This is a genomic window from Streptomyces sp. NPDC088354 (assembly GCF_044753585.1).
Taxonomy (GTDB): Bacteria; Actinomycetota; Actinomycetes; order Streptomycetales; family Streptomycetaceae; genus Actinacidiphila.
This window is the reverse complement of sequence record NZ_JBIVNJ010000005.1, coordinates 95,203-107,680: the sequence shown is the minus strand read 5'-3', so window position 1 is coordinate 107,680 and position 12,478 is coordinate 95,203. Positions and strand designations below refer to the sequence as shown.

The 12,478-nt window shown below is 71.6% G+C and carries 10 protein-coding genes; 3 read left to right on the top strand and 7 right to left on the bottom strand.

The window, feature by feature from the left end:
• Positions 1–193 precede the first annotated feature (193 nt).
• Entirely contained in the window at positions 194–1,201 is a 1,008-nt protein-coding gene (locus tag ACIP98_RS10600) for a LacI family DNA-binding transcriptional regulator (RefSeq protein ID WP_319659136.1), read from the bottom strand.
• A gap of 220 nt (positions 1,202–1,421) precedes the next feature.
• Here ACIP98_RS10600 and ACIP98_RS10595 point away from each other — a divergent pair, with 220 nt between their 5' ends.
• A complete protein-coding gene (locus ACIP98_RS10595) occupies positions 1,422–2,321 on the top strand; it encodes a sucrase ferredoxin (RefSeq protein ID WP_401974967.1) in 900 nt (299 codons plus the stop codon).
• On the opposite strand, the gene ACIP98_RS10590 is transcribed toward ACIP98_RS10595, so the two are convergent.
• Genes ACIP98_RS10590 through ACIP98_RS10580 form a run of 3 tightly spaced genes read right to left on the bottom strand, consistent with a single transcriptional unit; the run spans position 2,288 to position 5,048 of the window.
• Positions 2,288–3,328, bottom strand: a complete 1,041-nt coding sequence (locus tag ACIP98_RS10590) for an ABC transporter substrate-binding protein (RefSeq protein ID WP_319659138.1) — start codon at positions 3,326–3,328, stop codon at positions 2,288–2,290. The genes ACIP98_RS10595 and ACIP98_RS10590 overlap by 34 nt on opposite strands.
• A gap of 33 nt (positions 3,329–3,361) precedes the next feature.
• Entirely contained in the window at positions 3,362–4,243 is an 882-nt protein-coding gene (locus ACIP98_RS10585) for an ABC transporter permease (protein WP_319659139.1), read from the bottom strand.
• Positions 4,233–5,048: an ABC transporter ATP-binding protein gene (locus ACIP98_RS10580; RefSeq protein WP_389246054.1), complete on the bottom strand. Its 816-nt coding sequence runs from the start codon at positions 5,046–5,048 to the stop codon at positions 4,233–4,235. Before ACIP98_RS10580 ends, ACIP98_RS10585 begins: the two co-directional genes overlap by 11 nt.
• A 229-nt stretch (positions 5,049–5,277) precedes the next feature.
• Here ACIP98_RS10580 and ACIP98_RS10575 point away from each other — a divergent pair, with 229 nt between their 5' ends.
• Together ACIP98_RS10575 and ACIP98_RS10570 are read left to right on the top strand one after the other, a co-directional pair.
• Complete coding sequence (locus ACIP98_RS10575; protein WP_401974962.1) at positions 5,278–6,894, top strand: ATP-binding protein; 1,617 nt, start codon at positions 5,278–5,280, stop codon at positions 6,892–6,894.
• Positions 6,891–7,607, top strand: coding sequence for a response regulator (locus tag ACIP98_RS10570; protein ID WP_401974960.1), 717 nt, complete (start codon positions 6,891–6,893; stop codon positions 7,605–7,607). Before ACIP98_RS10575 ends, ACIP98_RS10570 begins: the two co-directional genes overlap by 4 nt.
• A gap of 98 nt (positions 7,608–7,705) precedes the next feature.
• Here ACIP98_RS10570 and ACIP98_RS10565 read toward each other — a convergent pair whose 3' ends face one another.
• The 3 genes from ACIP98_RS10565 to ACIP98_RS10555 form a co-directional block, all read right to left on the bottom strand.
• The gene (locus tag ACIP98_RS10565) at positions 7,706–9,307 is read right to left on the bottom strand and encodes a cation acetate symporter (protein ID WP_319659143.1); all 1,602 of its coding nucleotides are present in this window, start codon (positions 9,305–9,307) and stop codon (positions 7,706–7,708) included.
• Positions 9,304–9,750: a DUF485 domain-containing protein gene (locus ACIP98_RS10560; RefSeq protein ID WP_401974957.1), complete on the bottom strand. Its 447-nt coding sequence runs from the start codon at positions 9,748–9,750 to the stop codon at positions 9,304–9,306. The genes ACIP98_RS10565 and ACIP98_RS10560 overlap by 4 nt, the downstream gene beginning before the upstream one ends.
• Positions 9,751–10,001: 251 nt before the next feature.
• Positions 10,002–12,131, bottom strand: coding sequence for a type IIA DNA topoisomerase subunit B (locus ACIP98_RS10555; protein ID WP_401974955.1), 2,130 nt, complete (start codon positions 12,129–12,131; stop codon positions 10,002–10,004).
• Positions 12,132–12,478: the final 347 nt, after the last annotated feature.

Sequence of the window (12,478 nt, the reverse complement as noted above, 5' to 3'; positions counted from 1 at the left end):
GGGCTGCGAAGCGTTTCAACGGCCATCGACCGGGCTGACCGGCGGGGCCGGCCGCGCCGGGACCGGGCCGGGTCGGGTCGTCGGTCCGGCGGGCGGGCGGACGGACGGACAGGCAGGACGCGCAGGAGCCCGCGGTGCCGGGCACCGCGGGCTCTGAGGGGTACGCCGTCGCGCGGCGCGGGGAGGGCGAGGCTCAGCCGCGCACCGGCCCCGTCGTGCCACGGACGACCAACTCGGGCTCGTACAGCAGCTCGTCGGAGGCGACCTGCTTGCCCGCGATCTTCAGCGCGAGCAGTTCGACCGCGGTGCGCCCCATCGCCTCGATCGGCTGGCGCACGGTGGTCAGCGGCGGGTCCGTGCAGGTCATGAAGGCCGAATCGTCGTACCCGATCACCGAGACGTCCCCCGGCACCGACAGCCCCATCCGGCGCGCCGCGCGCACCGCGCCCAGTGCCATCGGGTCGTTGGCGCAGATGATCCCGGTGACGCCGCGCTCCCACAGCTTCGCGGCCGCCGCCTGGCCGCCCTCCAGAGTGAACATCGCCCGCCCCACGTGCTCGTCGGGCAGCGAGGTGCCGGTCGCCGCGGCCACGCCGCGGGCCGCCACCAGCTTGCGCCGCGACGGCACGTGGTCGGAGGGCCCCAGCAACAGGCCGATCCGCTCGTGGCCGAGCGAGGACAGATGCCGCCACGCCTGCTCGACCGCCACCGAGTCGTCGCACGAGACCCGCGGGAAACCCAGGTGCTCTATGGCCGCGTTGATCAGCACAACCGGCAGATTGCGTTCCGCGAGCAACCGGTAGTGGTCGTGCGGAGCGTCCGCCTGGGCGTACAGACCACCGGCGAACACCACGCCCGAGACGTGCTGTTGCAGCAGCAGCGACACGTAGTCCGCCTCCGACACCCCGCCCGCGGTCTGCGTGCACAGCACGGGCGTGAGCCCCTGCTGCGCCAGCGCCGCCCCGACGATGTCGGCGAACGCCGGGAAGATCGGGTTCTGCAGCTCGGGCAGCACCAGCCCCACCAGCCGCGCCCGGTTCCCCCGCAACTGCGTGGGCCGCTCGTACCCCAGCACGTCCAGAGCCGTCAGCACCGCCTGCCGGGTTCCCTCCGACACCCCCGGCTTCCCGTTCAGCACCCGGCTGACGGTGGCCTCGCTGACCCCGACCTTCTTCGCTACTTCGGCAAGCCGTCGCGTCATGTGTGCAAGCATACGACACGCCATGCAAGTGGTTTGCGCTCTTGCGCAAGACCGCTGGGGCCGACGGTACGGGGGCATGCCACCGGGGTTTCCGGGGCGGCCGTTCCGGCCCGCCCTCGACCTGCCCCGACGGGGATTTTCGGGGCGCCCTGGGGGACACCCGCACGGTACGGGAGGGGCCGGCGCGCTGCGGTGGATTCAGAAGGTTAGGCTTACCTTCATGAGCACCTGCACGACCGCGTCCAGCTCGTTGGCGGAGCCCGTCGCCGCGACCGCGGCCACCGCGCGCACATGGCTGCTGCTGGAGCAACCGGGGCCGTGGGGGCCGAAGGCGCTGACCGGCAGCCATCTGGATCCGCGGGTGGGACGGGCGCTGGAACGGGCCGCCGCGGGGACCGGCGTGCGTGTGGGGCTGATCCGGCGGCCCGGGCCGCACGCGGACCGGCGGCGCGACGTCCCCCGGCGCACGGCGTACGTGGCGCACACGGTGCCGGGGCGCTCGTGGGTGCGCGAGGCCGTGCTGGAGGACCCGGAAGCCCTGCTGGGACTGGACTTCGCAGCACTGGGGCGAGGCGACCACCGCGGCTTCGGGATGCCGTACGAGGGCGACCCGCTGGCCCTGGTGTGCACCAATGGCAGGCGCGACCGCTGCTGCGCGCTCAACGGCCGCCCGCTGGCGGCCGAACTGGCCGCCTCCCGGCTCGGTCAGGTGTGGGAGGTGACCCACCTGGGCGGCCACCGCTTCTCGCCGACGATGCTCGTGCTGCCGTACGGCTACGCCTACGGCCGCGTGGACCTCCCGCTGGCCCGGCGGGTGCTGGAGGCCGCCCGTGAGGGCCGCGTCGTGCTGGAGGGCTGCCGAGGGCGCTCCGCGTGGGAGCGCCCGGGCCAGGCGGCCGAGCTCGCCGTGCGCCGGCTGACGGGTGAGGACGGGGCGGGGGCGCTGAGCGTGGACGGCACGCGCGTGCGGCACGTGGACGGCCGGGTCTGGGACGTCGGGGTGACCGCGGTCGCGGCCGAGCCGCCCCGGCCCGAGAGCTGCGGGGCGGCCCTGGGGGCACCACTGCGCATGGAGATCAGCGGCATTCAGCCGGCGCTCTTGACGAACTCCGTGGTGTAGGTCCTGCTCAGGTCCACCTTCGCGTTCTGCAGGTTGGGGTTGAAGGCCTTGAGGACCCGTTCCACGGTCTCGGGGCCGCCCTCGGGCATCACACCGTCCTTGGTGAACATCGGCAGCGTGCTCTCGATGGACTGCGTGTAGAGCTCCTGGCCGCCGCCCTGCGCGTAGTCGGCCGGCATCTTGGCCGCGATCTCGGCGGCGCTGTGCGTGGACATCCATGCGAGCGTCTTCACGAAGGCGTTGGCGAGCTTCTGGACGGTCTCCTTGTGGCCGTTCACCCACTCCGTCTGCATGTACAGGCTGGAGGAGGGGTAGAGCCCGCCGAGCGCCTGGCGGGAGCCCTCGGGGGTGCGCATGTCGATCAGCACCTTGCCGAGCTTCTTGTCCAGGACCGTGGCCACGGTCGGGTCGGTGGTCATGCCGCCCTGGATCGAGCCCTGTTCCAGCGCGGAGACGAAGGTCTGGCCGGCGCCGACCGCGACCGGGGTGAACTCGCTGGTCTTCACGCCGTTGCTGACGGCGAGGTACTTCGTCAGGAAGTCCGTGGACGAGCCGATGCCGGTCACACCCAGCTGCTTGCCCTTGAAGTCCGCGGGGCCGGTGATGTCGGCGGCGGCCTTCTCGGAGACGATCTCCACCTCGCCGGGGGCCTGGGAGAACTGGACCACCGACTCCACCTCCTTGCCCTTGACCTGCAGGTCGAGCGTGTGGTCGTAGAAACCCACCGTGCCCTGGACGTCGCCGGACACCAGCGCGGTCTCGGCCTGCACGCCCGCCGGTTCGGTGAGCAGTTCGACGTCCACGCCCTCGGCCTTGAAGTAGCCGAGCCGCTCGGTGAGCATCGCGGGGAGGTAGATGACCTTGTCCAGGCCGCCGACCATGATCTTGACCTTGTCGCCCCTGCCGCCTGATCCGGCGGCCGAGGAGTCGCCGCCGCAGGCGGTGAGCAGGGTCAGGGCGACGGCCGAGGCGGCGACGGCGGCGGGGACTCTGAGGGGTGCGCGCATCTGGTTCACGTCCTTGCGAAGAGGGTGGGAAGGTCAGCGGTCGGAGCCGGCCTCGGCCGGCTTCCAGCGGAAGAGCCGCTTCTCCAGGAAGGTCAGCAGGCCCTCGGCGAGCAGCGCGACGACCGCGAGGATCGCCATGGCGGCGTACACACCGGCGGAGTTGAAGGTGCCCTGCGAGGCGGCGACCAGCAGGCCCAGGCCCTTGGTGGCGCCGATGTACTCGCCGACGATGGCGCCGATGAGGGCGAAGCCGAAGCTCACGTGGAGGCTCGTGAAGATCCAGGAGGTCGCGGAGGGGATGACGACCTGCAAGGTGACCTGGCGGTTGCCGGCGCCCAGGATGCGGGAGTTGGCGACCAGGTTGCGGTCCACCTCGCGGGCGCCCTGGAAGGCGTTGAAGAAGACCGGGAAGAAGACCAGCACCACCGCGGAGGCGATCTTCGAGGCCGGGCCGAGGCCGAACCAGATGAGGAAGATCGGCGCGAGCACGATCCGCGGAAGCGCGTTGAGCACCTTGATGTACGGCCCCAGCACATCGGCCAGGAAGCGGATCCGCCCGAGCACGATCCCGAGCACCACACCGGCGACGACACCGATCATCCAGCCGAGCAGGGCTTCGTAGAGCGTGTACCAGACCTGCTCCCACAACGAGCCCTGCGCGGTGCCGTCCACCGCCCAGGTGCGCATCTGCTCCCAGATCCGCGACGGCATCGAGAAGTGGAACGGGTCGATGACCTCGGCACGGGCCAGCCACTCCCACAGGCCGAGCACGGCGATCAGCAGCAGCACCCGGCTGCCCTGCACGAGGTACAGGCGGTTGCGGGCGGCGCGGGCCCGGGACCGGGCCCGGTCGGATCCGCCGCCGGTGTCCTTGGTGGCGGCGGCCGCCGGGGCCGCCACGGTCTCAGGCGACATGCGCCGCACCCCTCTCGCGGGTGATGCGGACCTCTTCGCCCAGTGAGGCCCAGATCTCCCGGTAGATCTCGATGAACCGCGGCTCCAGCCGCACCGTCTCGACCTTGCGCGGACGCGGCAGGTCGATCTCGAAGACCTCCTTGACCGTGGCCGGCCCGGCGGTCATCACGACCACCTTGTCCGCGAGTGCGATGGACTCCTCCAGGTCGTGGGTGACGAAGACGACCGAGGCGCCCGTGCCGGACCACAGCTCCAGCAGCTCGTCCGACATCAGCGCGCGCGTCTGCACGTCCAGGGCCGAGAACGGCTCGTCCATGAGCAGGATCTCGGGGTCGTTGACGAAGGTGGCCGCCAGCGCGACGCGCTTGCGCTGACCGCCCGACAGCTGGTGCGGGTAGCGGTCCTCGAAGGCGGTGAGGCCGACCCTGGCGAGCCATTCGCGGGCCCGCTCCCTGGCCTCCGCCCGGGGCACGCCCCGGAAACGGGGACCGGCCATCACGTTGGACAGCACAGTGCGCCAGGGGAAGACGGCGTCCTGCTGGAAGACGAAGCCGACCTTGCCGCCGATGCCGCGCACCGGCTCGCCGGCGACCAGCACCTCGCCCTCGGTGGGCTCTTCCAGCCCGCTGACCAGGGTCAGCGTCGTGGACTTGCCGCAGCCGGTCGGTCCGACGACGGCCACGAACTCGCCGCGCCCGACGGTCAGGTCCAGATCGCGCACAGCGGTGTGGAGGGCCCCGGACGGGGTCCGGAACGCTTTGCTCGCACCCCGCAGTTCGATGGCGGGGCTGGTGTGTGTGCTCATGCGCCGGGACGCTAGAGGTGGCCCGGCCCACGGCGGCAGCCTTGCGGTCACAACCGCGCCTTGTGCCCACAACCCCCTGTTCTGCTCGTTCTGCTCGCGCTACAACAACGAAAGGGCCACAGGGGCTGGGCAGCGGGCCCCGGTGCCGTTTACGTTGCGTTCACAGCCAGGCAAACGGACGAGCGAATTCCGCATGGGCGCGGACCGCCGGAGAGGACACGGTGACGTCATGCGCATCCGCTGGCCCCGCCGCGTCTTCGCCCAGGTCCTGCTCGTCCAGCTGGTCCTCACCACCGGTGTGATCACCCTGGCCACCGGCCTGTTCCTCGCCCCGCTGAGCTCGCAGCTCGACCAGCAGGCGATGCGCCAGGCCCTGTCGATCGCCCAGACCACCGCCGCCACCCCCGGCCTCGCCCGCGATCTGCTCCGCACCCGCCCCAGCGTCACCGGCCCGGTGCAGCAGGAGGCCGAGCGCATCCGCCGCGCCACCGGAGCGCTCTACATCGTCGTCATGGACACCCACGGCGTGCGCTGGTCGCACACCGACCTCGCGCAGATCGGGCGGCACGTGTCCACCGACCCCAGCGTGGCGCTCGGCGGCCAGGAGATCATGCAGATCGACCGGGGCACCCTCGGCCGTTCCGCCCGCGCCAAGGTGCCGCTCCGTACCGACCTCGGCCGCATCGTGGGCGCGGTGTCGGTCGGCATCGCGTACGACAGCGTGCGCGAACGGCTCCTGGCGACCGTCCCGGTGCTTCTGCTGTACGCGGGCGCCGCGCTGGGAGTCGGTGTGCTGGCGGCGCTGCTGGTGTCCCGGCGGCTGCAACGGCGCACGCACGGGCTCGCGTTCGCCGACATCTCCGCGCTGCTGGACGAGCGCGAGGCGATGCTGCACGGCATCCGCGAGGGGGTCGTGGCGCTCGACGGCGCGGGCAGGATCCGGCTGCTCAACGACGAGGCGCAGCGGCTGCTCGGACTCGGCCCTGACGCCACCGGCCGCGCCCTGGACGACGTGCTGCCGGTGGGCCGCACGACCGACGTGCTGGCCGGCCGGGTCGCGGGCACCGACTTGCTGACCGTCAGCGGTGCCCGGGTGCTGGTCGCCAACCGGATGCCCACCGGGGACGGTGGCGCCGTCGCCACCCTGCGCGACCGCACCGAACTGGAGCGCCTGGGCCGCGAACTCGACAGCACCCACGGTCTGCTGGACGCGCTGCGCGCGCAGGACCACGAGCACGCCAACCGCCTGCACACCCTGCTGGGCCTGCTCGAACTCGGCCTGTACGACGCGGCGGTGGAGTTCGTCGCCGAAGTGGCCGACGGACGGCGGGCCTCTGCCGAGCAGGTCGCGGAACGCGTCCACGACCCGCTGCTGTCGGCACTGCTGGTCGGCAAGTCCGCGATCGCCGCCGAACGGGGCGTGGCCTTGTCCGTCGCGGCCGCGACACTGCTGCCCGACCGCGTCGTCGACCCGCGAGACCTGGTCACCGTGCTGGGCAACCTCATCGACAACGCCCTGGACGCGGCGGCCTCCATGGTCGAGGTCGAGCTGCGCGCCGAGGGCACGACCGCCGTGCTGCGGGTGTCCGACGACGGGCCGGGCGTGCCGCCCGATGCCCGCGAGCGGATCTTCGCCGAGGGGTGGACGACCAAGGTCTCCCCCGCGCACCGGGGCCGCGGGCTCGGTCTGGCGCTCGTGCGCCGGCTCGCCGGACGGTACGGCGGCACGGCCCGCGTCACCGCCCGCGCGGGGGGCGGCGCGGTCTTCACCGTCGTCCTGCCGGAGGCACTGGCCGCGCCCGAACCCACCGCGACGGCACCCGTATCCGCAGGGGGAGCACGATGATCGACGTCCTGGTCGTGGACGACGACTTCCGCGTCGCCGAGATCAATTCCGCCTATGTCGGCAAGGTCCCCGGCTTCCGGGTCACCGCGCGGGCCCACACCGCCGCGCAGGCGCTGGCCACGCTGGAACGCGCGCACGTCGACCTGGTGCTGCTGGACCACTACCTGCCGGACGAGACCGGCCTCACCCTGGTGCGGCGCATGCGCCAGCTCGGTCACCACGCGGACGTCATCATGGTCACCGCCGCGCGGGACGTGGCGACCGTGCAGGCCGCGATGCGCTTCGGTGCCCTGCAGTACCTGGTCAAGCCGTTCAGCTTCGCCGGACTGCGGGTGAAGCTGGAGGGGTACGCGGCGCTGCGCCGGACCCTCGACGGCTTCGGCGGCGGGGGCGGGGAGGCGGGCCAGGAGCAGGTCGACCGGATCTTCGGCGCGCTGCGCACGGCGGTCGCGGCCCCGGCGGGGCTCCCCAAGGGGCACTCGGCGCCCACCGCCGAACTCGTGCGCAAGGTCCTCACCGAGGCGGCGCAGCCGCTGTCCGCGCACGAGGTCGCGGCCCGTGCGGGGATCAGCCGCTCCACCGCCCAGCGCTACCTGAAATTCCTGGAACGCGAGGGCCGGATCAGCCTCACCCTCAAGTACGGCGACACCGGCCGGCCGGAGCACCGCTACGCCTGGGCGGAGCCCTCCACCGCGCGTAACCGCCCTGTCTGAGGGGGCCGTTGCGGGCCGTTGAGCGCCCGAACGCCTTCCCGGGACCCGGCGGGGCCCGGGAGGGCGGCCACGGGCCCACAGGGCCCGTGCAGGGCCTCCTAGGCCGCTCCGGCGCCCGTGAGGGCCCGGACTTCCACCTCCGCGTACGCGTCGGCGTCGGCCGGCTCACGGGTGAGCAGCGTCCCGGCCCAGCCGGCCAGGAAGCCCAGGGGGATCGACACCAGCCCCGGGTTCTGGAGCGGGAAGTAGGCGAAGTCCAGCCCCGGGAAGAGGGAGTCCGGGCTGCCGGACACCACCGGGGACAGCACCACCAGCGCCATGGCCGGGACCAGGCCGCCGTACACCGACCACACCGCGCCCCGGGTGGTGAACCTGCGCCAGAACAGCGTGAAGAGCAGCACCGGCAGATTCGCCGAGGCCGCGACCGCGAACGCCAGTCCCACCAGGAACGCCACGTTCTGTCCCTGTGCGAACAGGCTCAGCCCGATCGCCACGCCGCCGATCCCGACGGCCGCCAGCCGGGCCACGCGCACTTCCTCGTGCTCGCGGCGCGCGGCGCCGGGGCGCGGGCGGCGCAGCGTCGCGTACAGGTCGTGCGCCACGGAGGCGGAGGACGCCAGCGTGATGCCCGCGACGACGGCGAGGATGGTGGCGAAGGCGATGGCGCCGACGACCGCGAAGAGCACCGTCCCGCCGGTGGAGCCCGCTCCCCCGCCCAGGTCGAGGGCGAGCAGGGGCACCGCGGTGTTCCCGGCCGCGTTGGAGGTCCGCACGGCGTCCGAGCCGACGACGGCGGCCGCGGCGACGCCGAGCACGATGATCATCAGGTAGCAGCTGCCGATGAGACCGATCGCCCAGACCACCGAGCGCCGGGCCGAACGGGCGGTCGGCACGGTGTAGAAGCGGGACAGGATGTGCGGCAGCCCGGCCGTGCCGAGCACCAGAGCGAGGCCGAGGCTCATGAAGTCCAGCCGCGACGTCCAGTTCTCGCCGTACTTCAAGCCCGGGGCGAGATAGGCGCGACCGTGGCCGCTGCCGTCGGCCGCCGCGCGCAGCAGCCCGCCCAGGTCGCCGTGGAAGCGGATCAGGACCAGCACCGTGAGGGCGAGCGTGCCGCCCATCAGCAGCACCGCCTTGACGATCTGGATCCATGTGGTGGCCCGCATGCCGCCGAAGGTGACGTAGAAGACCATGAGCGCGCCCACGCCGACCACGGTCCAGGTACGGGCGGCCGAACCCTGGCCGCCGAGCAGCAGGGCGACCAGGCTCCCGGCGCCGACCATCTGCGCGACCAGGTAGAGCACGGAGACGACCACCGAGGCGGTCCCCGCGGCGATCCGCACCGGCCGTTGCCGCATCCGGGCGCTGAGCACGTCGGCGAGGGTGTACCGGCCGCAGTTGCGGACGAGTTCGGCGACGAGGAAGAGGACGACCAGCCAGGCGACCAGGAAGCCCACCGAGTAGAGCATGCCGTCGTACCCGAAGAGCGCGATGAGGCCCGAGATACCGAGGAAGGTCGCGGCGGACAGGTAGTCGCCCGCGATGGCGAATCCGTTCTCCAGGGGTGAGAAGAGCCGGCCGCCCGCGAAGAACTCGACCGAGGAACTGCGCCGGCGCCCGGCCCAGGCGGTGATGGCGAGGGTGACGGAGACGAAGACGGTGAAGAGGACCAGTGCGAGTCCCTGGTGGTTGCCGGTCACCGCATCCGCTCCTGGGTGTCCCAGCGCAGTTCCAGGGCGGCCCGGTCCCGGCGCAGCCGGGCGTGCCGGGCATAGGCCCAGGTCAGCAGGAAGGTCGAGGCGAACTGGGCGAGACCCAGGGCCATGGCGACATTGAGCTCGCCGGCGACCGGCTGGGCCATCAGGCGGGGGGCCGTGGTCGCGAGCACGACGTAGAGCAGGTACCAGGCGAGGAAGGCCATCGTCGCCGGGAAGACGAACCGCCGGTAGCGGCCGCGGACTTCCTGGAACGGGCCGCTGCGCTGCACCTCCCGGTACACGGCGGCGCGACCGGACGGCGCGGCCTGTGGGGTTGCGGGCGCCGGCGGCGGTTCCGGTCCCTCCCAGTCCCCGGCGGCCAGGGCGTCGTACCAGGGGTCGTCCACCCGCAGCCCGCTGGGCTCCGCCCCGTCGTGCTCTTTCACGGACTCTCCTCGCTTCACGGACCGTTCGGCCGTGCGCCCAAGCATGGACATTGCGGGAAGATCCGGGAGGCCCCAAGCAGAAACCTTCACCCCATCAGGTGACGATCCTCCGCCCCGGGGGGTGGGCGGCGGCCCTTTCGCCTAAAGGACCTGGCGGGGCGGTCCGGGCCGGAGTCGCGCGGCGGGGCGGTACCGCCGGCGCCCGGCGTCCGGATCGGACCGCCGAAGCGGCCCGATCCGTTCGCCGCGGGTCAGACGTCGATCTTGGATCGGTCCAAGGTCGACGCCGAATTGGTGATGAACTCGCGGCGCGGTGCCACGTCGTTGCCCATCAGCAGGTCGAACGCCAGCTCGGCGCCGTCCAGGTCGCTGATGTTGATCCGGCGCAGCGTCCGGTGCCGCGGGTCCATCGTCGTCTCCGCCAGCTGGTCGGCGTCCATCTCGCCCAGACCCTTGTACCGCTGGATGCTGTCCTTGAAGCGGATGCCCTTGCGCTCGAACTCCAGCAGCGTCTCGCGCAGTTCGCGGTCGGAGTACGTGTACACGTACTTCTCCTGGCCCTTGCGGGGGTTGGTGAGCTCCACGCGGTGCAGCGGCGGGACCGCGGCGAAGACCCGGCCCGCCTCGACCATGGGCCGCATGTAGCGCTGGAAGAGCGTGAGCAGCAGGCACCGGATGTGGCTGCCGTCCACATCGGCGTCGGTCATCATGATGATCTTGCCGTAGCGCGCCTGGTCGATGTCGAAGGTGCGGCCGGAGCCAGCTCCTATGACCTGGATGATCGCGCCGCACTCGGTGTTCTTGAGCATGTCCGAGACCGAGGACTTCTGGACGTTGAGGATCTTGCCGCGGATCGGCAGCAGCGCCTGGAACTCGGAGTTGCGCGCGAGCTTCGCGGTGCCGAGCGCCGAGTCTCCCTCGACGATGAACAGTTCGCTGCGGTCCACGTCGTCACTGCGGCAGTCGGCGAGCTTCGCCGGCAGCGACGAGGACTCCAGCGCGGTCTTGCGGCGCTGCGCCTCCTTGTGCTGCCGGGCGGCGATCCGGGTGCGGGCCGCGGCGACGGCCTTCTCCAGCACGGCGCGGGCCTGCTGCTTGTCGTCCCGCTTGGTGGAGGTCAGGAAGGCCTTCAGCTCACGGGAGACGACATTGGCGACGATGCGGTTGGCCGCCGAGGTGCCGAGCACCTCCTTGGTCTGGCCCTCGAACTGCGGCTCGGCGAGCCGGACCGTCACGACCGCGGTCATGCCCTCCAGGGCGTCGTCCTTGACGATGTCGTCCTCGGCGACGCGCAGCAGCTTGTTGGCGCGCAGCACCTCGTTGACCGTCCGGGTGATGGCCCCCTCGAAACCGCGGACGTGCGTGCCGCCCTTGGGCGTCGCGATGATGTTCACGAAGGAGCGCAGCGTGGTGTCGTACCCGGTGCCCCAGCGCAGCGCCACGTCGACGCCGAGCTCGCGGGTGACCTCGGTGGGGCTCATGTGGCCGCGGTCGTCCAGGACCGGGACGGTCTCCTTGAAGGTGCCGCTGCCGGACAGCCGCAGCACGTCGCAGATCGGCTTGTCCGGGGTGAGGTACTCGGCGAACTCGCTGATGCCGCCGTCGAAGTGGAAGGTGTCCTCGACCGGCTTGCCGTCCTCGTTGCCGTTGTCCGTGCGCTCGTCGCGGACGACGATCGTCAGGCCGGGCACCAGGAACGCGGTCTGGCGGGCGCGCTGGTGGAGCGTGTCCAGGGAGAGCTTGGCGTCCTTCAGGAAGATCTGGCGGTCCGCCCAGTAGCGCACGCGGGTGCCCGTCCGGGTCCGCGGCACCTTCTTGGACTTGTCGAGCCCGCTCTCCGGCTCGAAGTTCGCCTCCGGGCCGGGCTTGGCGAACCGGCCGGGCACCCCGCGCCGGAAGCTGATGGCGTGGGTGTGGCCGCCGCGGTCGACCTCGACGTCGAGCCGGGCGGACAGGGCGTTGACGACCGAGGCGCCCACGCCGTGCAGACCGCCGGAGGCCGCGTACGACCCGCCACCGAACTTGCCGCCCGCGTGCAGCTTGGTCATGACGACCTCGACGCCGGACAGGCCGGTCTTGGGCTCGATGTCGACGGGGATGCCGCGGCCGTTGTCGCGCACCTCCACCGAGTTGTCCTCGTGGAGGATGACGTCGATGTGGTCGCAGTGGCCGCCCAGGGCCTCGTCGACGGAGTTGTCGATGATCTCCCAGAGACAGTGCATCAGGCCGCGGCTGTCGGTGGAACCGATGTACATGCCCGGGCGTTTGCGCACCGCCTCCAGGCCCTCGAGTACCAACAGATGCCGCGCGGTGTAGTTGGAGCCGTCACGATCTGCACCGGTCAGCAACGCGGTGGACGGCACGGATGTTTCGGCGGTCACGCGGGACGTCTCCTCGATGAAGTTCTACAGCCGTATCGGTCAGAGGGTACCGAGGCCACGCGCGGCCGTTTCGCCGCGACCCGGTATGCGGTCCATGCTAGCCCGCTATCGAAGACATGTTCGATCCCTCGTTTGAGTGATACACATGTCACGTTCCCCTGGAGGCATGAACCATTTAGGCTGCGGGCACGTCCTCATCAACAACCGGCAAGCCAGCCGGCGGGACATAACTGAAGAATCTGACCAGTTCCGCCTGATTGCCCCGAATACGACAAATAACCACACCAGAGGATCATTCGCCGCCAATCGGTAGCATCCAGCCGCTACAACAACGGTTTCCAGGAAAA

Coding starts and splice junctions, on each gene's coding strand:
- ACIP98_RS10590 (WP_319659138.1), bottom strand. CDS start 3,328: ATGCGCGCACCCCTCAGAGTCCCCGCCGCCGTCGCCGCCTCGGCCGTC.
- ACIP98_RS10600 (WP_319659136.1), bottom strand. CDS start 1,201: ATGACGCGACGGCTTGCCGAAGTAGCGAAGAAGGTCGGGGTCAGCGAG.
- ACIP98_RS10585 (WP_319659139.1), bottom strand. CDS start 4,243: ATGTCGCCTGAGACCGTGGCGGCCCCGGCGGCCGCCGCCACCAAGGAC.
- ACIP98_RS10570 (WP_401974960.1), top strand. CDS start 6,891: ATGATCGACGTCCTGGTCGTGGACGACGACTTCCGCGTCGCCGAGATC.
- ACIP98_RS10580 (WP_389246054.1), bottom strand. CDS start 5,048: ATGAGCACACACACCAGCCCCGCCATCGAACTGCGGGGTGCGAGCAAA.
- ACIP98_RS10575 (WP_401974962.1), top strand. CDS start 5,278: ATGCGCATCCGCTGGCCCCGCCGCGTCTTCGCCCAGGTCCTGCTCGTC.
- ACIP98_RS10595 (WP_401974967.1), top strand. CDS start 1,422: ATGAGCACCTGCACGACCGCGTCCAGCTCGTTGGCGGAGCCCGTCGCC.